This window comes from Streptomyces chrestomyceticus JCM 4735 (assembly GCF_003865135.1).
GTDB lineage: Bacteria > Actinomycetota > Actinomycetes > Streptomycetales > Streptomycetaceae > Streptomyces > Streptomyces chrestomyceticus.
In genome coordinates, this window is record NZ_BHZC01000001.1 from 1344113 (window position 1) to 1365554 (window position 21442).

Here is a 21442-nt window from a genome sequence, read left to right on the forward strand (position 1 = left end):
GAGGTCGTTGCGATGATCTCAACACACTGTTACGGTCCCTGACCATGCCCCTGGACGAAGACCCCGGCACCCGGGTCCCCGACGACAGCGACGTGCGCGACCGCGTCCGGCAGGTGGTCGACCGCCTCGGCTGCAGCCGCCGCGAGTTCGCCCGGCGCATCGTGATGGACCCCTCGAAGCTGTCCAGGTCGCTGGGCGGCACCCGGCGTTTCACCCTCGCCGAGATCGTCCGCGTCGCGGACATCGGCGGCGTGGACGTGGCGTGGCTGCTCGGCTCCCCGGGCGGCTCCCCGGCGCCGGCCCGGGACCGGGAGCCGGTCGCGGTGCCCGAGGGCGGCCGGCCGCTGCAGATCGTCCGGGAGACCGTCCGGCTGATCGCCGAGCACGGTTTCCACGGCGTCCGGGTCGCCGACATCGCCGCCGCCTGCGGCACCAGCACGGCCGCCGTGCACTACCACTTCCCCGGCCGCGACGAGCTGCTGGAAGCGGCCGTGCGCTGGTGCATGGACGAGGACACCGCGCGGCGCGCCGCGGGCCTGGCCGACGCGCCGGACGCCCGCGCCGAACTGCTGCACCTGATCGCGCTCCAGACGCCGCGCACCGCACAGCAGCGGCGGCAGTGGCTGGTCTGGCTCGACCTGTGGGCCCAGGCCGCGCGCTCCACCGCCGTCGGGCAGTTGCACGAGCACTACTACCGGCAGTGGCGGACCACCGTCGCCGAAGTCCTGCGCCGGGGCGTCGACCAGGGCGTCTTCCGCGCCGTGGACCCCGAGCCCACCGCACTGCGGCTGACCGCGCTCATCGACGGCCTGGCCACCCAGGTGCTGGCCACCGCGCCCGACAGCACCGGCCCCGACACCATGCACGCCGCGCTGCTCACCTTCATCGACCACGAACTGGCCCCCTGAGCAGGCAACTCCCCTGCCGTTCCCCCACCGACCGAAGGACCCGCCGTGAACAACGAGGTCATCATCACCTGTGCGCTGACCGGAGCCGGTGACACCGTGCGCCGCTCGCCGCACGTGCCCGTCACCCCCGAGCAGATAGCCAAGTCCGCCGTCGAGGCGGCCTCGGCGGGCGCCGCCGTCGTCCACATCCACGTACGCGACCCGGAGACCGGCGCCCCGTCCCGCGACCCGCGCCTGTACGCCGAGGTCGTCGAACGCGTCAAGGAGACCGGCACCGACGTCGTCATCAACCTGACCGCCGGGATGGGCGGCGACCTCGTCATCGACCCGGACGAGCCGCTGCGGCACCTGCCCGGTACGGACCTGGTCGGCGGCCTGGAGCGGCTGCCGCACGTCGAGGAACTGCTGCCCGACATCTGCACCCTGGACTGCGGCTCGCTGAACTTCGGCGAGGGCTCCAACCTCTACGTCTCGACGCCGGACATGCTGCGCGCGGGCGCCAGGCGCATCCAGGAGCTGGGCGTACGGCCGGAGCTGGAGATCTTCGACACCGGGCAGCTCTGGTTCGCCAAGCAGTTGCTCGCCGAAGGGCTGCTCGACGAGCCGACCGTCTTCCAGTTGTGCATGGGCGTCCCGTGGGGCGCGCCGGCCGACCCGGGCGTGCTCCAGTCGATGGTCGCGATGCTCCCCGAGGGCGCACAGTGGGCCAGCTTCGCGCTCGGCCGGATGCAGATGCCGTGGGTCGCCCAGTCCATCCTGCTCGGCGGCAACGTCCGGGTGGGCCTGGAGGACAACCTCTATCTGAGCAAGGGCGTCAAGGCGACCAACGGCCAGTTGGTCGAACGCGCCGTGCAGATCACGGAGTTGCTGGGCGCGACGGTCGCCACCCCGGACCAGGCCCGCGCCCGTCTCGGCCTGAAGCCGCGCGGCTGAAACCCGCCCCCCTTTTCCAGGAGCTGCCATGTCCCCCACCCCTCCCTCCTCCGTACGCCGTGTGGCGTGCATCGGCGCCGGCGTCATAGGCGGCGGCTGGGTCGCCCACTTCCTCGCCCGCGGCTACGACGTCACCGCCTGGGACCCCGCGCCGGACGCCGAGGACAAGCTGCGCCGCCTGGTCACGGCCGCCTGGCCGGCCCTGGAGCAGCTCGGCCTGGCCGAAGGCGCCTCGCCGGACCGCCTGACCATGGCGCCGACCCTCGCCGAAGCCGTCGCGGACGCCGAGTTCGTGCAGGAGAGCGCCCCCGAGAAGCTGGAGCTCAAGCGCGATCTGCTCGCCCAGCTCGACGCCGCCACCCCGCCCGGCGTGGTCATCGCCTCCTCCACCTCCGGCTATCCGATGACCGACATGCAGACGGCGGCCGCCACGCCCGGCCGTCTGGTCGTCGGGCACCCGTTCAACCCGCCGTACCTGATCCCGCTGGTCGAGGTGGTCGGCGGGGAGCGGACCGACCGTACGGCGGTCGAGTGGGCCGCGGCGTTCTACGAGGCGGCGGGCAAGTCCGTGATCACCATGGACCGGGAGCTGCCCGGCTTCATCGCCAACCGCCTCCAGGAGGCCCTGTGGCGCGAGGCGCTGCACATGGTCGCCAACGGCGAGGCCACGGTCGAGGACATCGACACCTCGATCACCGAAGGGCCGGGGCTGCGCTGGGCGTTCATGGGCCCGATGCTGACGTTCGCGCTGGCCGGCGGCGAGGGCGGGATGGCCCACATGCTCGACCACTTCGGCCCGTCGCTGAAGTCCCCCTGGACCCGGCTGGAGGCCCCGGAGCTGGACCGGGCGCTGCGGGACGCGGTGGTCGACGGCTGCGACCGGGCCGCCGACGGCCGTACGTACGCGCAGCTCGTCGCCGAGCGCGACCAGGGCGTCATCGACGTGCTGCGGGCGACCGGCCGACTGGACGGGCCCACCCGGTGACGGCGCGGCTGCCGCTGTTCCGGCGGACGGTCCAGGACGACTGGATCGACTACAACGGCCACCTCTCCGAGGCGTACTACGTCCTGGTCTTCGGCTTCGCCACGGACGCCCTCATGGACGCGGCCGGCCTCGGCCCGGCCTACCGCGCCCGCACCGGCCATTCGCTCTACACGGTCGAGGCACATGTGCGCTACCTCGCGGAGGTGCCGCGGGGCGCCGAACTCCTCGTACGGACCACGGTCCTCGGAGTGAGCGCGAAGAAGGTGCGCTTCGTCCACGAGATGTACGTGGGGGACGCGGCCGGCGATCCGGTGGCGACCGAGGAGATCTTCGCCCTGCACGTCCACCAGGGTGAGGGGCGCGCCGCGCCGCTGCCCGAGGAGGCGTACGAGCGGCTGGCGGAACTGGCCGAAACCGCCGGACCGGCTCCGGAGTGGGCCGGCCGGGGCATCCGGGAGGTGTAGCGGCCGGGAATCCGGAAGGTGTACGGCGGCGTTGCACGGCGTGTCCCCGGTCCTCCGGGGGCGCGCCGTCGTCGGGTCGGCCGTCCGCCCGCCGCGCGGTGCCACGCTGGGTCCCGTCGTCGCACCCGTCCGGAGAGGAACCGTCATGCCGTCCGTACCAGGTCACCGCATCACCGTCGAGCAGGGCACCGAGCACGTCCGGGTCGTCCACGACGGCCAGGTGGTCGCCGACAGCCGCCGTCCGCTGCTGCTCCACGAGACCGGCTGTCCGGTGCGCTACTACCTGCCGCCGGAGGACGTCCGGACGGATCTGCTGGTGCCGTCCGAGACCCGTACGCACTGCCCGTTCAAGGGAGATGCCTCCTACTGGTCGCTTTCCGGTGGCCCGGAGGACATCGCGTGGGCCTACCCTGCGCCGAAGTCCGCGGTCGAGCAGATCAAGGACCATCTGTGCTTCTACGCGGCGGAGTTGGTGTGAGCGGCGCGGCGCGGCAGTGAGTAGGAAAGTTTCCTAACTATTCTCCGTCAGGCTTATTGACGCGTACATGAGCCGTCGTCAAGATTCCTCCGAACGGCACCTCCGCCGACCGAGGAGACGGACATGACGCCCACCCCCCGCGCCGCGAAGTCCCACAGCACCCGCCCTGCCAGGCCCTTCCTCACCAACCCCCGCACCGGCATACCCACCGCCGCGGGCGTGGTCCTCGCGCTCGTCGGCGGTGCGGTGCTGTGGTCGCCCGCCGGGCGCGCGGACGCCGCGCCCGAGCGGACGGCCGCCAAGGCCGGCGCCTTCACCGTGGTCGCCGCCGGGGACATCGCCGAGCAGTGCACCGCGAGCAGCAGTAGCTGCGTGCACCCGAAGACCGCGGCCCAGGTCAAGAAGATCGACCCGGCCTTCGTGCTCACCATGGGCGACAACCAGTACGACGACGCCCGGCTGAAGGACTTCCAGAAGTACTACGACACCTCCTGGGGCGCCTTCAAGGACAAGACCCGCCCGGTCGCCGGCAACCACGAGACGTACGACCCGGCCGGCAAGCTGGCCGGTTACAAGTCCTACTTCGGCTCCATCGCCTACCCCAAGGGCAAGAGCTACTACAGCTTCGACCACGGCAACTGGCACTTCGTCGCACTGGACTCCAACAGCCTGGACTCCACGCAGACCAAGTGGCTCAAGGACGACCTCGCCGCCAACTCCAAGAAGTGCGTGGCCGCCTACTGGCACCACCCGCTGTTCTCCTCCGGCGAGCACGGCAACCAGCCGGTCAGCCGCTCGGTGTGGAAGGCCCTGTACGACGCCAAGGCCGAGCTGGTGCTCAACGGGCACGACCACCACTACGAGCGCTTCGCGCCGCAGGACCCGGACGGCAAGGCCGACCCGAAGGGCCCGGTCGAGCTGCTCGCCGGAATGGGCGGCGCCAACCCGTACAAGATCGAGGAGGTCCAGCCGAACAGCGAGAAGCGGCTGACCAAGACCTTCGGCGTGGTCAAGCTGAACTTCCACGACGACGGGTTCTCCTGGGACCTGGTCGGCACGGACGGGAAGACGAAGGACAGCAGCCCGTCCTACCAGTGCCACTGACCGGCCCGGGAACCGCCCGCCATGTATCTCGCCACCACGGACGCGGCCGCCGCCACCACGAAGCTGACGCGCGGCCGCGTCGCCGGACCGGTCCTCGCGCTCGGCACGGTCAGCCTGGTCACCGACATCTCCTCCGAGATGGTCACCGCGGTGCTGCCGCTCTACTTCGTCCTCCAGCTCGGGCTCTCCCCGCTCCAGTTCGGGTTCCTGGACGGGCTCTACAACGGTGTCACCGCGCTCGTACGGCTGGCCGGCGGGCACGCCGCCGACCGGGGCGGGCGGCACAAGCTGGTGGCCGGCACCGGCTACGCGCTGTCCGCGCTGTCCCGGCTGGGCCTGCTGCTCGCGGGCGGCGGTACGGCCGGGATCAGCGCGGCCATCGCCGCCGACCGCATCGGCAAGGGCGTACGGACCGCCCCGCGCGACGCGCTGATCTCGCTCAGCAGCCCGCCCGACGCGCTGGGCCGGGCGTTCGGCGTGCACCGCGCGATGGACACCACGGGCGCGCTGCTCGGGCCGCTGGCCGCGTTCGCCCTGCTGTGGGCGACCGCGGACGCCTACGACGCGGTGTTCGTCGTCAGTTTCTGCGTCGGGCTGCTCGGCGTCCTGCTGCTGGTCGCGTTCGTACCGGGGCGCGCCGCCCTGGGGCCGGTGGCCGCACCCGCCGCCGGGCCGCGGGTACCGCTGCGCGGCAGGATCGCCGAGCCGCTGCGCGACGCCGCCTTCCGGCGCATCATGGCGGCCGCCGTCCTGCTGGGTGCCGCCACCATCGGCGACTCGTTCGTCTACCTGCTGCTCCAGAAGCAACTGGTCTTCGCGGTGCGCTGGTTCCCGCTGCTGCCGCTCGGCACCGCCGCGGTCTACCTGCTGCTGGCGGTGCCCGCCGGGCGGCTCGGCGACCGTATCGGGCGCCGGGTGCCCTTCCTCTTCGGCCACGCGGCGCTGCTCGCCGCGTACGTGCTGCTGCTGGTCGTCGGTGACGGCACCGTCCTGCTGGCCGGTGTACTGGTGCTGGTCGGGGTGTTCTACGCCGCCACCGACGGCGTACTCATGGCCCTCGCAGGGCCTGCCCTGCCCGCGGCACGGCAGGCGAGCGGCATGGCCCTGCTGCAAACGGGCCAGGCACTGAGCCGACTGCTCGCCGCCGCCGGGTTCGGCGCCGCGTGGACGCTGTGGGGCAGCCGGGCAGCGCTGGTCATCGCCGTCGTCGTCCTCGCGGCCGCCCTCGCGGGTGCTGCCGCGCTGCTTCCCCGTACGGAAAGGCGTTCCTCGTGGTCATGACGGACAGAGCGGGTCCACCGGAGACGGGGGACGTGGCGGGCGGAGCCCGTACGGGCCGGAACGGGTTCCCGATGCGCGCCCGCATCATCGCCGTCGCGGTGGCGACGGCCGTCCTCACCACGGTCGCCGTGGCCTACACGGTGACGGCGGCGCGGCGCGCCGATTCCGCCGACGCGCCCTCGGCGTTCGGGCTGGAGCGCGGGCAGTTGTACTTCCGCAGTGTGCGGGACGGGGACGGCGCGGGTCGCGTCGCGCGCTTGGCCGCGCCTGCGGGTGCTTCTGGCGCTTCCGGCGTCGCGGCGATGCGTACGGAAGCGGCCCCGGCACCGGACCACCGCACCACCGGCGGTCCCGCCTGCGAACGCTTCTACGCGGCCGGCGGCACCGCCCTGTGCCTCCAGCGCCGCTCCGGCATCCCCCCGGCCTCGTACGCCGTCGTCCTGGACGGGAAACTGCGCGAGAAGCGCCGGATCGCCCTGACCGGCATCCCCAACCGGGCCCGGGTCTCCGCCTCCGGACGGATGCTGTCCTGGACGATGTTCGCCACCGGCGACTCGTACGCCACCACGTCCTTCTCCACCCGCACCTCGATCCTCGACACCCGCACCGGCTACCTGATCAAGAACATGGAGGACATCCCCCTCACCCTCGACGGCCGCCGCTACCACTCCCCCGACGTCAACTACTGGGGCGTCACCTTCGCCCGCGACGACAACCGCTTCTACGCCACCGTCTCCACCAAGGGACGCACCTACCTCGTCGAGGGCGACATGCGCCGCTGGGCGGCCCGCACCCTGCGCGAGAACCTGGAGTGCCCGTCCCTCTCCCCCGACAACACCCGCCTCGCCTTCAAGAAGCGGGTACGCGAAGGGGCCCGCGACCCCTGGCAGCTCTACGTGCTCGACCTGCGCACGATGCGCGAGCACCCGCTCGCGGAGCGGCGCAGCGTGGACGACCAGGCGGCCTGGCTGGACGACCACACGCTCGGCTACGCGCTGCCGGGCAGCGGCGGGAAGGGCAGCGACATCTGGACCGTACCGGCGGACGGCACCGGCGCCCCGACGCTGCGGGTGGCCGGGGCGTCGTCACCGGCGCTGGTGCGCTGAGCGGCTACTCCGCCGTCCCGGTGCCCCCGCCGCCGCACAGGCGGGGCGCGTTCCCGGCCGCCGCCACCGGCCTGTCGAGCCGGTCCGCGAGGTCTTGCGCCCAGTCCGTGAGGCCGGGGACGTCGATGCCGTACGGAACCGTGTCCGCGTACGGGGCGATCGCGCCGGTGCCCCGGAGCAGCAGTGCCGCGCCGCCCTTGGCGTTGCCCCGGGCGGCGTGGGTCAGGCCGACGGCGAGCTGGGCGAGGCCGCGCCACAGTTGCCGCTCCGGCTCGGGCGACATCTTCCAGGCGTCCTCCAGCACCTCGTGGGCGTGGAAGGGCAGCCCGCGGTCCAGGAGGTCCTGCGCTTCGGTGAGCGCCTCCCGGGGGCTGCGTTCGACGCCTTCGGGCTGGCGGGCCACGCCCGGTGTGCCGTACGGCAGCGGACGCCCGAGTCCGTCCCGCGGCCGGGCGTTGCGGGCCCGGCCTTCGGGGTCGCGGTCACGGGCGGCGGCCGGGGGTTCCGGGGCTTCGTCCGGGATTCGGTTCAGGTCTTCATCCGGGCCTCCGCCCGAGCCCTCGTTCAGGTCTTCACCCAGGGCTTCGCCCGATCCCCCGTCCAAGCCACCGTCCGGGCCTCCATCCGGGCCTCCACTCAGAACTCCGTTCAGACCTCCATTCAGGTCTGAATTCAGACCTTTATTCAGGTCTCCACCCAGATCCTCCCTCGGGTTTTCCTTCCGGGCGCGGGCAGCCATGGTCCGTCCTTCCGCTTCGGGGGCGTCCGCCACGGCGGCGGCGCTCCCCGCTCCGCAGTGTTCGCAGCCGGGCTCCGCCGGGCGGTCCGTGATCCGGCCGCACTCCTGGCACACCTGGTCCAGCCAGCAGGCCGGGTCGCCGCCCTCGTCGCGTCGCGTCACGTTCACGGTTCGATTGTGCAGCGTGCGCCGGGGCGGTGGATGCCCGGGGCGGCGGCGCCCGGTACGCGGCGGCCCGGCCCGGTCGTGTCATTGGCCGAATTTCGACCGTGCCGTGCGCCCGCCCGCGACGAGTGGTGCGCCGCCGGTCAGGAGCCGCCCCCGGGCGTGCGCCGTCCGCGTACGTACATGCGCCAGCCGAACACCGCGCCCACCGCGAGGGCCACGGCGAAGCCGCCGGCGACCGCCCACCCCGTGGTGTGCGACCACCGGCCGGGTTCCCGGGACACCTGCGCGGCGACCGGCCGTGCGGAGGCGGAGAGGCGCTCGGCGCCGCTCCGCGCTCCGTCGGCCGAGGGGGTGGTCCGGCCGCCCGGTGCGGCGGCCACGAGGGAGCCGACCGGGCGAGCCCTGCCCGCGGCACGGAAACCCCAGTCCAGCAGCGAACCCGCCTCGTGGTAGACGGCGTTGGACGCGCCGGACTGCGGATTCAGCACGGTCACCAGCAGCGTCCGGCCGCCCCGTCGGGCCGCGGCGATCAGCGTGTTGCCGGCGTTGCTGGTGTAGCCGTTCTTGACGCCGACGATGCCCGGATAGCGCCGCAGCCCGTCCGCACCGGACAGCAGCCGGTTGGTGTTCTGGATCTCGAACGAAGGACTGCCCTTGCTGGGGAACCGGGCCGTCGTCGTCCCGCAGTACCCGGCGAAGTCGGCGTTGGCGAGCCCCGCGCGGCCGAAGACGCTCAGGTCGTACGCCGAGGACACCTGTCCCGGGCTGTCGTACCCGTCCGGGGACTTCACCGAGGTGTCGCGGGCACCCAGTTGCCGGGCCCTGGCCTGCATCTCGCGGGCGGTGGCCGTCCAGCCGCCGTTCATCGCGGCGAGCACCCGTACGGCGTCGTTGCCGGAGCGCAGGAAGACCCCGCGCCACAGGTCGGCGACCTGGTAGCTGCTGCCCTCCTTGATGCCGACGAGGCTGCTGCCCTGGCCGATGCCCGCCAGTTCCGCCGGGGTGACCTTGTGCACGGCTCCCGCGCGGAACTTCGGCAGCACGGTGACCGCGAACAGGGTCTTGAGGGTGCTGGCCGGCGCGAGCCGCTGGTGCGCATTCCTGGCCGCCAGCACGTCGCCCGTACGGACGTCCGTCACCGTCCAGGCGCGGGCCGACACGCCGTCGGGCAGCGCGGGAGCCCCGGCCCCCACCACCGTGCGCCCCGTACGGTCGCCCAACTGGTCCGCCACCTGCCCCTCGGCCGCCCCCGCCCCCGGGTCCACGGCCCGCCGGCCCACCGCCACCTGCTCGGCGCGGGCCACCGCCGGTATGGAGGTGAGCGTCAGCCCGGTGGCGGCGATGACGGCCAGCACACCGGCATTCCGGGACAGAAGCGTCTGAAGTGCCATGCCTTCACGCTAGGAAGCACGCACTTCACCCGCAGAGGGACCTACGCCAGACGGCCGAAGCGCCGAAAAACCCCGCACACCACAGGCCAAAGACTCACGGGCCGCTACGGCGGCCGAGCGCGGCCCGACCGGCTCCGGCACGGTGGGACGGAGCACATCCGCCCCGTACGCACGAGGACCCGCCCGGTGCGACGGGGGATGCACACCGGGCGGGCCTCACGACCTTTCTACCGCATGAAGGAACGGTTATGCCTCAAAAACTTGTTCGTCCCGCGATTACCAGGCGACGGGGAGCGAGATCAAGCCACGTGCGCGCAGGGTCCGGCGGTAGCGCAGACCGTCCCGCGGAACATCCAGCCGCAGCCCGGGAAAACGGCTGATGAGAGCGGCCAGCGCGGTCTCCGTCTCCATGCGCGCGAGGGCCGCGCCGAGGCAGTAGTGGATGCCGTGCCCGAACATGAGGTGGCCCGCGGCGTCCCGGTCCGGATCCAGTGTTCCGGCGTCGGGGAAGCGGTGCGGGTCCCGGTTGGCGGAGGCAAGGGAGAGCAGCACAGTCTCCCCCCGCGGCACCAGCACGCCACCGATTTCCACGTCCTCGACGGGGAACCGGCGGATGGCCAGCGCGACCGGTCCGTCGTAGCGGGCGAACTCCTCCACGGCCTTCCCGAGTTCGGCTGGATCCGCGCGCAACGCCGTGAGGCGTTCGGGGTGGTCCAGCAGGGCGAGTACGGAATTGCCGATGAGGTGGACGGTGTTCTCGTAGCCGGCGAAGAGCAGGAGGAAGGCGAGCGAGGTCAGCTCGTCCTCGGTCAGCCGGTCCCCGTCCGCCTCCGCGTCCGGGCCCGCGCTGCCGTCCGTACCGCCGTCCGCCGTACCGTCCGTACCGCCGTCCCTGACCATGATCAGGTCGGACAGCAGGTCGTCCCCGGGCGCGGTCCGCTTGGCCGCGATCAGACCGGTGTAGTAGCGCAGCATCGCCCCGACGGCCTGCTTCGTCTGCTCCGGCCGGGCCGGGTCGGGCGTGATCAGCGCGTCGGTCCAGCTCCGGAAGTCCGGGCGGTCCCGCTCCGGTACGCCGAGCAGGTCGCAGATGACGACGATGGGCAGCGGTCCGGCGTAACTGGCGATCAGGTCGGTCCGTCCGCTCTCCGCCACCGCGTCCAGCAGGCCGTCCGCGAGCCGCCGCACGGGTTCCCGCAGCTTCTCGACCCGGGCGGGGGTGAACGCCTTCGCCACCAGGCGGCGCACCCGTGTGTGGTCCGGCGGATCCATGTTGAGCAGGTTGGCGTCCAGCGCGGGCGGCAGCGAGAACCCTCGGTAGCCGCCGCCCGCATGGCGTTTGTCGAGCGAGAGCCGTGGATCGGACAGTCCGCGGCGCACGTCCTCGTACCGTGTCACCAGCCACGCGGGCTGTCCGTCGGGGCCGGCGACGCGGTGTACGGGCCCGGCGTCCCGCAGCGCCGCGTAGCCGGCGTACGGGTCGTCCAGGAGATGCGTCACGTCGATGAGGTCGTCGGGGCCGGTCTCGGCGGTCTTCTGCATGGTGCACGACTCTAGACACGACGGCGTCCGGCCGGCTGGGCGGCCACCGACGCCGTCGGTGGCCACCGTGCCATCCCGTCCCGTGCCTCAGTGCCGCCGCGTGGCGCTGCGCTGCCGCAGTTCGGTGAGCACCGTGTCCGTCAGCGGCGAGTGGTATACGTCCGCGACCCGCGCCAAGTGTTCGAACTCCGCCGCGAGTTCGGCCACGCCCCCGGTACAGGTACACCCGGCCCGGCCGCCCGGCAGTTGCTCCCGGCCCCCGGCCGCCCCCTGGGGCGCGCGCTCCCCCACCCGATCCTCGGCCATCACCACCACGCTGTCGGAACCGAGGGCGGGTACGAGGCCGATCGCCCGGTTCTCCAGTCCGCGGCGCAGCGCGGCGGCCTCCGCGACGGCCGCGAGCTGCCGTTCGTCCGCCACGACCGCGCGCCCGCGCTCCCGCGCGATGTCGATGGTGTCCGACTCCACGTACCGCCGGATGCCGCGCTGGACGTCCCGGATCTCCGCCATCTGCCGGTCGGCGCGCCGCTGGAGACCGGTGAGCCGCCACCGGCCGGCCCCGGCCGGACGCCGCGCGGCGACCTCGGGAGCCTGCGCGGCGACGTCCTTCCACAGCGGGTGCAGCCGGCGCAGCCGGCGCCAGGCGTACGCCCGGGTGCCGACGGCCGGCAGCGCGAGCCCGGTCAGCACCAGGACGGCGGCGACCGAAGCGCTCAGCGGCGCCACCCCGTTGGAGAGCCACGGCGCCTCGTGCCCGGCCCAGGACAGCACGAAGCCGGCCAGCTTGCCGGCGCAGTACACCAGGCCGAGCCAGCACCCCGTGGCCAGCACCCGCAGGCCGCGGGCGAGCCAGGACGGACCGACCTGGCGGGCGTAGCGCGGGCAGAGGGTGCCGAGCCCGGCGAGGCTCGCGCCGAAAATGGCCAGATACAGCACCAGGAACGTCATCACCCCTGGCGAGCCGGTGTACGCCGTACTGAAGTCGCGGGGGTGTTCCACGTCGTCCGGCCGTCCGACGGCGAAGCACAGGACCGCGACCGCCCAGGTGACGGCCACCACCGCCACGGCCGCGCGGGACCGTGTCCGGGCCCGCGCGCGGCCTTCCGCACCCGTGCCGCTGTTCCAGCGCAGCATCAGGACGAACGCGCCGGCGGCGAAGACCACGACCGCGGAGTAGAGGACGACCATCGACAGGTTCGGCACACCGGTCAGCCGGTCGAGCCACCGGTACACGCCGGGGGCGGAGAACAGGAACCCGGTCGCGACGCAGGCGCTCATCACGCACGTCAGGCCCAGGTCCGTATTGCCGCGGTCGCCGAGCCAGGCGCGCGTCTTGAAGGCGACGACGGCCCAGGCCGCCCCGCCGGAACACAGGTACAGCGCGTCAAACACCCGATCCCCCGTCCGTGTCAGCAGTCCCGGCGCCGCTCGCGGCGTCGTCCTTCCCGGCCACGCCGCCCGCGCGCCCCGTGCCGTTCCGCCCGGCGCGCCGGTGCCGCAGGGCGGGCTCCAGGGCCGCGGCGAGGTCGGCGGCCCGCCCTGTCGGCCCGGGCCCGTGGTCGGTCACCGGCGGCACCACCCGCTCCATGAGCAGCCCGCCCAGCAACTCCGCCTCCCGGGCGCCGGGGCCGTGCCGTACGGGCGGGCCGTCGCCGGGCGCGTCGGCTGTCCCGGACTCCAGCAGGAGGCGCCCGAGTTCGTGCAGCACGATGTGTGTCTGGTGCCAGGGCGTGGTCCGCAGTTCGCAGAAGATCCAGTAACCGTCGGCGGTACGGGCCGTCAGGCCGGACGTGGTGCCGCCCAGTGTCATCGGCACGATCCGTACGGGCTCCCCCAGGCGCGCCGCGACGGCGTCGCACACGTCCGCCAGGACCGCAGGGGCGGGCAGGTCGAGCTCCGCCATCAGCCGTCGGCACCGGTACCGTGCGCGCCGGGCCCGCGCGCCCGCGCGCAGACGGCCCCACCGTTTCGTACGCACGCTCCGCGCCCCGTTCCCGGTCCGCGCGCCCCCCATCAGCATCCGCCCCCCGGCTGCGTTCCCCCGGATTCCGGCCGCCCCGCGCCCCGCACGCAGTTGCCACCGCCGAAACCGCAGCCCGCATCCTGTCACGCACGCGATATCGCGCACCAGTGCACTTACGGTCAGTGAAAAGCGCGGAAACCGCGGCCCATGACCAAGGATTCCCAGCCGTGGCCCGCGCGAACGGCCGGGGGCCGGACGACTGTCGTCCGTCGTCCTCCCGGTTGGCCGGGCCACCGGCCTTGGGTCGGCACATGGCGCGCGGACATCGTTCAACTCCGTCCACGGGGAGTCCGCGACGCGCGGCGCGAAGAGGTCCTCCTGTGGGTACGGCACGGGACTACGCGTGGTATGTGCGCCTGCAGGAGGAATTTCCGACGCGAAGCTCCTTATCAGGAATGGGAGTTGGCCGTCGGCCTTTCCCGACGCTGTGAACCGACCGTAAGCAACGGCATGATGCCGCAGGTGGACGCGATGAATGACCTTCCGGACCGGCCCCGTACCCGCTGGGGAGTATTCGCCCGCCCCGACTTCCGCCGGCTCTGGCTGGGCGAGACCGTGAGCGGACTGGGCAACGGCATCACCGTGGTGGCCCTGCCCCTGATCGCGGTCGTGGTGCTGGACGCCGACTCCACCGCCGTCGGCCTGATCGCCGCGGCGGTGTGGCTGCCCTGGCTGCTGGTGGGGCTGCCGGTGGGCGCGTGGGTGGACCGGATGCGCAAACGGCCGCTGATGATCGCGTGCGACCTGGTGTCCGCCGTGGCACTGATGAGCATTCCGCTGACGGCGTGGGCCGGCGCCCTCACCCTCCAGCAGTTGGTCCTCGTCGCGCTGGTCTGCGGCACCGCGACGGTGTGCTTCAACACCGCCTACCACTCCTACATCCGGATCGTGCTGGACGGCCGCGACCTCCTGGAGGGCAACGCCAAGCTGCAGGGCAGCAAGGCCGCCACCCAGGTCGCCGGGCCAGGCGCGGCGGGGCTGCTCGCCCAGGCGGTCGGCACGGTCAGCGGGCTGGTGGCCGACGCGGTGACATTCCTGGTCTCCGCGTTCTGCCTGCAACGGATCGACGTGGCCGAGCCGGCGCCAACCCACGACGAGGAGCGCGTCCCGCTGCGGCAGCAGATCGCCGAAGGGCTGCGCTTCCTCGGCCGCGACCGGTACCTGCGGTGGATGGTCACCTGGGGTGCCGTGCTGAACATGGCGCTGATGGGCTCCCAGGCGGCTCAGGTCGTGTTCCTCGTCCGTACCCTCGGCCTGAATTCGGCCATGGTCGGGCTCCTGCTCACCGGCAGCAGCGTCGGCGGCATCGTCGGGGCGCTGCTGACCACCCGGATCACGCGGCGGATCGGCACCGGACGCGGACTGCTGCTGCTCCAGGTGATGACCGCACCGTTCGCACTGCTCATGCCGTTGACGTCCGCCGGGCGGGGCTGCTGCTCTTCGTGGGCGGATCGTTCGCCCTCGGGGTCGGCGTCGCCGTCGCCAACGTCGTGGTCGGCAGCTTCCGGCAGACCTACTGCCCGCCGCGCATGCTCGGCCGGGTCGTGGCGACGTCCATGATGCTCAACCACAGCACCATTCCGCTCGGTTCCCTGCTCGGCGGCGTGCTGGGCGACGCGGTCGGCCCCCGGCCGACCCTGTGGATCATGGCGGGCGTGACCGCGCCCTGCTGGCTCGTCCTCGCCCTGAGCCCGATGCGCCACGTCCGCGACCTCCCCCTGAGCTACGAGTCGGAACAGGTCCACCAGCAACTGAAGGGAGAAAGGAGCGCCACCTGACCGGGACGAACCCCTGCGTGTCGCCATGCCCGGTGAAGGAGTGGAGGCCGGTCCGAAGGCCGGACAGCGGCGGATGTCCAGCTTGGACGGACGGCAGAGGCGGCGCGCACCGAAACACCGCCCAGCCCGGCAACCCGGCAGCCCGCCCGGCAGCTCAGCGACCCGGCGACCCCCACATTGGGGCAAAAGAGCACGGAAAACAGCCCCCGGTCTGAGATTTCCCTCAGACCGGGAGCTGTTTCACCCGTCGGGACGACAGGATTTGAACCTGCGACCCCTTGACCCCCAGTCAAGTGCGCTACCAAGCTGCGCCACGTCCCGATACCCGTCCGGCCCGGTGTTTCTCCCGGCTGGCCGTGCAAGAGAACAATACCGCATGTCAGGGGTGTCCGCCGCCAGGTTCGGGCACGGCGGGCCCGCCGGCCCGACTGTCGCGGTGCCGGGGGCGCATGAGTACGCGTACTCATGCGCCCCCGGCACCGTGGCGGGACGCTACGCGCATGACCACTCCATCGATACAGCGGCCGACGACCACCGCCTTCTTCGTGCAGTCCGCGATCTCGTTCGGGCTCTCCCTGGTCGCCCTGATGGTCGGGATCGTCAAGCTGCCCGTGGGCGCCTGGGAGCGCGGCTTTCTCGGGCTCGGTCTGATCTTCGTGGTCTCGTCGGCGTTCACGCTGGCCAAGTGCGTACGGGACCGGCAGGAGGTCGAGGAGGTCACCAACCGGGTGGACAAGGCGAGGATCGACAAGCTCCTGATCGAACAGGACGTCTTCAAGCCGGGTCAGGTCTGACGCCCGGCGTCTCGACACCGACGGTTTCGGGGCGGTCGCCCAGCAGGTAGCGGGCGCCCGCCCCGCTCACGGCCGCCGCGTCGCCCGGGTTGTACAGGCCGCACTTGCGCAGGCTCAGGCAGCCACAGCCGATGCAGCTCGACAACTGGCCGCGCAGCTTCTGGAGTTCGGCGATCTGCTGGTCGATGCGGCGGGTCCAGGTGCGGGCCACCTTGTTCCACTCGGTGGCGTTGGGCGCGCGGTCGCGCGGCAGCCTGGCCAGCGCCGCGCTGGTCTCCTCCAGGGACAGCCCGACCGCCTGGGCCGCCCGGATGAAGGCGATACGGCGCAGGGTGGCGCGGGTGAAGCGGCGCTGTCCGCCGCCGGTGCGTTCGGAGTGGATCAGGCCCAGCTCCTCGTAGTAGCGCAGCGCGGAGGCGGCCAGTCCGCTGCGCCCGGCGAGCTCGCCGATCGGGAGCCGGTCGTGGGGTGAGGTCATGCCCGTCAGATTAGCGCTTGACTTCAAGTGGACTTTAAGTTGCAGGCTCTCTTCCATGACGCACACGACCCTGGACGGGACCGCCGCGCACGCCACCGGCTTCGGCGAACTCCCGCACCTGATGAGCCTGATGACCGGCGACGAGAAGCACGGCCCGGCCGCCACCTCCACCCTCGACGCCCTGTGGGTGCTCTACGACCGGGTGCTGCGGGTTTCCCCCGCCACCGCCCAGGACCCGGCCCGGGACCGCTTCCTCCTCTCCAAGGGCCACGGGCCGATGGCCTACTACGCGGTGCTCGCCGCCAAGGGCTTCTTCCCCACCGCGTGGCTGCCGGGCTTCGGCTCGTACGACTCGCCGCTCGGCCACCACCCGGACCGGGTGCTGGTGCCGGGCGTGGAGATCGGCAGCGGTTCGCTGGGGCACGGGCTGCCGCTGGCCGTGGGCACGGCGCTGGGGCTGCGGGCCCGGGGCCTCACCGATCCGGCGGTGTGGGTCCTGATCGGCGACGCCGAGCTGGACGAGGGCAGCAACCACGAGGCCATCGCGTACGCGGGCGCCGCCGGCCTGTCCCGGCTGCACACGCTGGTCGTCGACAACACCTCGGCGAGCCACGGCTGGCGCGGCGGGATCGCCTCGCGGTTCGAGGCCGCCGGCTGGTCGGCGGTGACCGTGGACGGGCGCGACCACGAGGCCCTGTACGCGGCGTTCACCGCGCCCCACCCGGACCGGCCGCACGCGGTCGTGGCCCGGGTGGAGGCCAAGGAGTACTCGGGCGAGCCGAAGCCGAAGGCCGCGGCGGCCTGAGGCGTACCGCCCGGCCCGTACGTACGGCCATAACCGTAGCCGTAGCCACAACCGCGGCCCCCCGTATCCGCACGACCCGCACCGCACCGCACCGACTTCAAGAAGGATCACTCCGATGGACACCATGCGCGAACGTTTCGCCTCGGTCACCACCCAGTTGCTGGACGAGGACCCTCGGCTGGCGGTCGTCCTCGCCGACATCGGCGTCGACGGCTTCCGGACCGCCCAGGAACGCCACCCCGGGAGGGTGGTGAACGTCGGCATCAGAGAGCAGCTCCTCGTCGGGGTCGGCGGCGGTCTCGCCCTGGCCGGGCTGCGGCCCGTCGTGCACACCTTCGCCAGCTTCCTGGTGGAGCGCCCCTTCGAACAGGTGAAGCTGGACTTCGGGCACCAGGACGTGGGCGGGGTGCTGGTCAGCGCCGGGGGTTCGTACGACTGGCCGGCCGGCGGTTTCACCCACATGGCGCCGGGCGACGTCGCCCTGCTCGACAGCCTGGACGGCTGGACCGTGCACGTCCCCGGCCACCCGGACGAGGCCGACACGCTGCTGCGGCGGGCCGCCGCGGCCGGTGACGACAAGGTCTACGTACGGCTGTCCGTGCAGACCAACGTGACGCCGCGGCCGGTCGACGGGGCGCGCTTCCTGACGGTGCGCGAAGGGACCGGCGGCGTCGTGCTGGCGGTCGGGCCGATGCTGGACAACGTCCTGGCGGCGACCGAGGGCCTGGACGTGACCGTGCTGTACGCGACGACCGTCCGGCCCTTCGACGACGCGGCGCTGCGGGCCGCGGTGGCCGGGACGACGGCGGCGGACGTGGTACTCGTCGAGCCGTACCACGAGGGCACCTCGACCCGGCACGCGAACGACGCGCTGGAGCACGTGCCGCACCGCGTCCTCGGCCTCGGCGTCGGCCGCCGGGAACTGCGCCGCTACGGACAGCTCGACGAGCACCTGGCGGGCCAGGGCCTGGACGCGCGGTCGCTGCGCGAGCGGATCACCGGCTTCCTCGCCCGGTGACGCCGGACGGCCGGCGGCCCGCGCCGGCCACGGATCTCCGTCCCCCGCCTCATCGGTCCCCCCGCGACTCGCCAAGGCGCGCGCCGCGGGGTGTTGACCTCTGACCGTCGGTGCGTGACACGATCGGTCGGCTCACCCCAGGCCACGCTCGCCCCAGGCCGCCGACCACGTAACCCCCCATGGCTGGAGGACCGTTGGACACCACGGACAGATCCGAGGACGCTTCCCGGGCCGCGCGCCTTCCGCGGCCTTTCTCCCGGCGCACCTTCCTGCAAGGCACGGCCTCCGCCGCGGCGGTCACCGGCCTGGCCGGGCTGCCGGGACAGCTCGCCCCCACCGCCCACGCCGCCGAGGCCGCCCGTCTGCCGCCCCTCTCGTTCACCGCCGCCACGAACGGCGCCGCCACCCTCTCCCCCGCCGGTGACCGGCTGGTCGCCGAGGTCCAGAACGTCCTGTGGTCCGTGCCGCGCGAGGGCGGCGAGGCGCGCGCGCTCACCCCGCCGGACCTGGAGCCCACCCGGCCGGTCTTCTCCCCCGACGGCAGCCGCCTCGCCGTCTGCGCCTACCGCGGCGGCGGATTCCACCTCTGGACGCTGCGCCCCGACGGCTCGGACCTGCGGCAGCTCACCGACGGGCCGTGGGACGACCGCGGGCCCGCCTGGTCGCCGGACGGCACCCGGATCGCCTTCGCCTCCGAGCGGGACGGTGATCCGGTGGCGGGCAGCCCGTACCGGATCTGGGTCCTGGACGTACGGACGCGGAAACTGACCCGGGTGACCGGGCTGACCGGGCAGCAGGGACCCCATCAGGGCGGCGCGTGGGAGGACTTCGACCCCACCTGGTCGCCGGACGGCGAACGGCTGTGGTTCGTGCGCGGCGCGGTGTCCGGCACCGCCCTGGACAGCCGGACCGTCGCGTCCGTACGGGCCGACGGCAGCGGTCCCGTCGTCACCGAGCACACGGCCGCGGCCGGTACCCAGGCCATGGTCCCGGCCCTGTCGCCCGCCGCGAAGGGCGGCGCGCCCCGGCTCGCCTATCTGCGCACCACCGAGCGCCCCGGCGCCACCTGCCTCCTCGTCGTGGACGGCGCGGAGGTGCCGGTGGACGGTGACGTGGAGCCCGTACCGCCGCGCTGGATCTCGTGCGAGGAGCTGCTGCTCACCGTGGGCGGGCAGTTCACGGTGCTGCGGCCCGCCGCGCCGGACGACGCGGACACCATTCCCTTCACCGCCGGGATGCCGGTCCGGCGGCCGCGTTACGAGGTCAAGGACTACGGTTTCGAGCGCACCGGCGTCCGGCCGGTGCGCGGCGTCCATCTGCCCGCGCTCTCCCCCGACGGGCGCCAGGTGGCCTTCGCCGCCCTCGACTCGCTGTGGCTGGTGTCCGCTTCGGGCGGCCGGCCGCGGCGGCTCGTCCGGGCGGGCGCCACCCGGTACGTCCTCGGGCCGAGCTGGGCCCGCGACGGCCGCTCCCTGGTGTACGCGGACGACCGCGACGGGCTGTTCGCGGTCCGCCGGCACGATCTGGCGACCGGCGAGGAGACGGTGCTGGCCGGCGGAGGGCGGGTGCAGCCCGCGCTGTCCCCGGACGGCGGGCGGCTCGCCGCGATCGACATGTCCGGAAATATCGTCGTACGGAATCTGGCCGACGGCAAGGAGACACCGACCGCCCCGCTGGGTGGCGGCGGAGTGCCCGGCCGCCCCAGTTGGTCCCCGGACGGCCGCTACGTGGCCTTCTGCGACCGCAACCGCCTCAACCGGCGCTTCCGCGAGGGCTACAACCTCATCCGGATCATCGACACCCGGACCGGCGAGGTCCGGCTGCACGTCCCGGACCCGGGACACACCGTACGGTCGATCGCCGACCGCTACGACTCGGGCCCCGTCTGGTCCCCGGACGGCCGGTGGATGGCGCTGATCGCCGAATCCGCGCTGTGGGTCCTGCCCGTACGCCCGGACGGCACCCCCGACGGCGCGCCCCGCCGGCTGACCGACGAGAGCGCCGACCACCCGTCCTGGTCCGGCGACTCCCGCACCCTGCTGTACCTGTCGGCCGGCCGGCTGCGGCTGACCGGCCTCGACGGCGGCCCCGCGCGGACCGTCCGGGTGGACCTGGACCACCGCGGTTCGCGCGCCCGGGACACGGTCGTGCACGCGGGCCGGTTCTGGGACGGCACCGGCGAAGAGGTACGCGAGGACGTCGACGTGGTGGTGCGGGACGGCCGGATCACCGGCGTCGAGCCGCACGGCCGGGCCGCCGGCCGCCGCGCCGCCCGCCGCGTCGACGCCTCGGCGCGCACCGTGATCCCCGGCCTGTGGGACTCGCACACCCACCCCTGGCAGACCACGTACGGCGGCCGCCAGACCGCCCTCCAGCTCGCCTACGGCATCACCACCGCCGTCTCCTTCGGCGGCTTCTCCTACGAACAGGCCCGCGTCCGGGAGTCCGCCGCCGCCGGCACGCTCGCCGGGCCGCGGCTGCTGGCCTGCGGCGAGCTGCTGGACGGCAGCCGCGTCGCCTACAGCATGGGCCGCGCCCACGCCACGCGGGAGGGCCTGCGCCGGTCGCTGGAGCGGGGCGCCGCGCTCGACTGGGACTTCGTCAAGACGTACGTACGCGCCCCCGGCTGGATCATGGAGGAGGCCGCGCGCTTCGCGCACCAGCGGCTGGGCGTACGGTCCGGCAGCCACCTGCTGTCGCCCGGCGTGCAGCTCGGCCAGGACCTGACGACCCATCTCCAGGCCACCCAGCGCCTGGAGTTCGGGCACGCCGTCACCGCCACCGGCCATGCCTACCAGGACGTGGAGGAGATCTACACCGGTACGGACTTCCACCTCATCGCCACCCCTTTCACCGCCTCCGTACTGCTGGGTGAGGACCCCGGTCTCGCCGACGACGCGCGGGTGACGACCCTCATGCCGCCGTGGGACGCCGCGCTGGTGCGGGAGAACGCGGGCCAGCGGCCCACCCCGAAACAACTCGGCGACCTCCGGACCGAGATCGGCGTCTACCGGCGGGTGCTGCGCGGCGGCGGCCTCGTCGCCCTGGGCACCGACCAGCCGCTGACACCGGTCGGCCTGCATCTGCACCTGGCGCTGCGTGCCCTGCACCGCTACGGGCTCACCCCGGCGCAGGCCCTGCGCACCGCCACCGCCCTGCCCGCCCGCGTCTTCGGCGCCGACCGGGACCTCGGCACGCTGGAGGAGGGCAAGCTGGCCGACCTGGTGATCGTGGACGGCGACCCGTTCACCGACTTCGGCACGCTGGTCCGCACGGCGGCGGTGCTGCGGGGCGGGCGGCTGTACGAGCAGGAGGACCTGGTGGCGTCCTTCCCCGCGCCGGACAGCCGCGCGCTCAGGGCGGCCGGGGCGGGCGCGGTGGACTGGCTGGAGGTCGGGCGGCAGCACCGGCGCGACTCCTGCTGCGGGGCCGCCGACTGAGGCCGGC

General features: G+C 73.3%; 20 protein-coding genes and 1 tRNA gene. 14 read left to right on the forward strand and 7 right to left on the reverse strand.

Annotated elements, in window-relative coordinates; translation table 11 throughout:
- Positions 1-50 precede the first annotated feature (50 nt).
- The 8 genes from EJG53_RS05495 (at position 51) to EJG53_RS05530 (ending at position 7259) form a co-directional block, all read left to right on the forward strand.
- The gene (locus EJG53_RS05495) at positions 51-908 is read left to right on the forward strand and encodes a TetR/AcrR family transcriptional regulator (protein ID WP_125049169.1); all 858 of its coding nucleotides are present in this window, start codon (positions 51-53) and stop codon (positions 906-908) included.
- A gap of 45 nt (positions 909-953) precedes the next feature.
- A complete protein-coding gene (locus EJG53_RS05500; RefSeq protein ID WP_125043897.1) occupies positions 954-1841 on the forward strand; it encodes a beta-keto acid cleavage family enzyme in 888 nt (295 codons plus the stop codon).
- Between the two features lie 28 nt (positions 1842-1869).
- A complete protein-coding gene (locus EJG53_RS05505; RefSeq protein WP_125043898.1) occupies positions 1870-2826 on the forward strand; it encodes a 3-hydroxyacyl-CoA dehydrogenase NAD-binding domain-containing protein in 957 nt (318 codons plus the stop codon).
- Positions 2823-3290, forward strand: coding sequence for a thioesterase family protein (locus tag EJG53_RS05510; RefSeq protein WP_125043899.1), 468 nt, complete (start codon positions 2823-2825; stop codon positions 3288-3290). The genes EJG53_RS05505 and EJG53_RS05510 overlap by 4 nt, the downstream gene beginning before the upstream one ends.
- A 145-nt stretch (positions 3291-3435) precedes the next feature.
- Complete coding sequence (locus tag EJG53_RS05515) at positions 3436-3768, forward strand: DUF427 domain-containing protein (RefSeq protein WP_125043900.1); 333 nt, start codon at positions 3436-3438, stop codon at positions 3766-3768.
- 123 nt (positions 3769-3891) lie between these two features.
- Positions 3892-4872 carry a metallophosphoesterase family protein gene (locus EJG53_RS05520; RefSeq protein WP_125043901.1) on the forward strand — a complete coding sequence of 327 codons (981 nt, stop codon included), beginning with the start codon at positions 3892-3894 and terminating at the stop codon, positions 4870-4872.
- 21 nt (positions 4873-4893) lie between these two features.
- Positions 4894-6153: an MFS transporter gene (locus EJG53_RS05525; RefSeq protein WP_125043902.1), complete on the forward strand. Its 1260-nt coding sequence runs from the start codon at positions 4894-4896 to the stop codon at positions 6151-6153.
- Positions 6144-7259: a TolB-like translocation protein gene (locus tag EJG53_RS05530; protein WP_371858658.1), complete on the forward strand. Its 1116-nt coding sequence runs from the start codon at positions 6144-6146 to the stop codon at positions 7257-7259. The genes EJG53_RS05525 and EJG53_RS05530 overlap by 10 nt, the downstream gene beginning before the upstream one ends.
- Positions 7260-7263: 4 nt before the next feature.
- On the opposite strand, the gene EJG53_RS05535 is transcribed toward EJG53_RS05530, so the two are convergent.
- The 5 genes from EJG53_RS05535 to EJG53_RS05560 all read right to left on the reverse strand — a co-directional run bounded on the left by EJG53_RS05535 (position 7264) and on the right by EJG53_RS05560 (position 13002).
- Positions 7264-7782: a DUF309 domain-containing protein gene (locus EJG53_RS05535; protein WP_125049171.1), complete on the reverse strand. Its 519-nt coding sequence runs from the start codon at positions 7780-7782 to the stop codon at positions 7264-7266.
- A 524-nt stretch (positions 7783-8306) separates the two neighbouring features.
- Complete coding sequence (locus EJG53_RS05545) at positions 8307-9557, reverse strand: D-alanyl-D-alanine carboxypeptidase family protein (protein ID WP_167515058.1); 1251 nt, start codon at positions 9555-9557, stop codon at positions 8307-8309.
- Positions 9558-9833: 276 nt separating this feature from the next.
- Entirely contained in the window at positions 9834-11099 is a 1266-nt protein-coding gene (locus EJG53_RS05550; RefSeq protein ID WP_125043903.1) for a cytochrome P450 family protein, read from the reverse strand.
- Positions 11100-11186: 87 nt separating this feature from the next.
- Positions 11187-12491, reverse strand: a complete 1305-nt coding sequence (locus EJG53_RS05555) for an MAB_1171c family putative transporter (RefSeq protein ID WP_125043904.1) — start codon at positions 12489-12491, stop codon at positions 11187-11189.
- Positions 12484-13002, reverse strand: coding sequence for a hypothetical protein (locus EJG53_RS05560; RefSeq protein ID WP_174856365.1), 519 nt, complete (start codon positions 13000-13002; stop codon positions 12484-12486). The genes EJG53_RS05555 and EJG53_RS05560 overlap by 8 nt, the downstream gene beginning before the upstream one ends.
- A 591-nt stretch (positions 13003-13593) precedes the next feature.
- On the opposite strand from EJG53_RS05560, the gene EJG53_RS05565 reads away from it, so the two are divergent.
- Both EJG53_RS05565 and EJG53_RS42190 read left to right on the forward strand, forming a co-directional pair.
- Complete coding sequence (locus EJG53_RS05565; protein ID WP_244954993.1) at positions 13594-14682, forward strand: MFS transporter; 1089 nt, start codon at positions 13594-13596, stop codon at positions 14680-14682.
- Entirely contained in the window at positions 14565-14900 is a 336-nt protein-coding gene (locus EJG53_RS42190) for an MFS transporter (protein ID WP_359130581.1), read from the forward strand. Before EJG53_RS05565 ends, EJG53_RS42190 begins: the two co-directional genes overlap by 118 nt.
- A 247-nt stretch (positions 14901-15147) precedes the next feature.
- Here the strand turns inward: EJG53_RS42190 and EJG53_RS05570 are convergent.
- A tRNA-Pro gene (locus EJG53_RS05570) sits at positions 15148-15221 on the reverse strand.
- Positions 15222-15400: 179 nt separating this feature from the next.
- Between EJG53_RS05570 and EJG53_RS05575 the strand changes: the two genes are divergently transcribed.
- Positions 15401-15694, forward strand: a complete 294-nt coding sequence (locus EJG53_RS05575) for a YiaA/YiaB family inner membrane protein (protein ID WP_174856366.1) — start codon at positions 15401-15403, stop codon at positions 15692-15694.
- On the opposite strand, the gene soxR is transcribed toward EJG53_RS05575, so the two are convergent.
- The gene (soxR, locus tag EJG53_RS05580; protein WP_125043905.1) at positions 15675-16172 is read right to left on the reverse strand and encodes a redox-sensitive transcriptional activator SoxR; all 498 of its coding nucleotides are present in this window, start codon (positions 16170-16172) and stop codon (positions 15675-15677) included. The genes EJG53_RS05575 and soxR overlap by 20 nt on opposite strands.
- A gap of 55 nt (positions 16173-16227) precedes the next feature.
- Here soxR and EJG53_RS05585 point away from each other — a divergent pair, with 55 nt between their 5' ends.
- The 3 genes from EJG53_RS05585 to EJG53_RS05595 all read left to right on the forward strand — a co-directional run bounded on the left by EJG53_RS05585 (position 16228) and on the right by EJG53_RS05595 (position 21435).
- Complete coding sequence (locus EJG53_RS05585) at positions 16228-16977, forward strand: thiamine pyrophosphate-dependent enzyme (RefSeq protein ID WP_125043906.1); 750 nt, start codon at positions 16228-16230, stop codon at positions 16975-16977.
- A 115-nt stretch (positions 16978-17092) separates the two neighbouring features.
- Positions 17093-17995 carry a transketolase family protein gene (locus EJG53_RS05590; RefSeq protein WP_125043907.1) on the forward strand — a complete coding sequence of 301 codons (903 nt, stop codon included), beginning with the start codon at positions 17093-17095 and terminating at the stop codon, positions 17993-17995.
- 194 nt (positions 17996-18189) lie between these two features.
- Entirely contained in the window at positions 18190-21435 is a 3246-nt protein-coding gene (locus EJG53_RS05595; RefSeq protein ID WP_125043908.1) for an amidohydrolase family protein, read from the forward strand.
- Positions 21436-21442 lie beyond the last annotated feature (7 nt).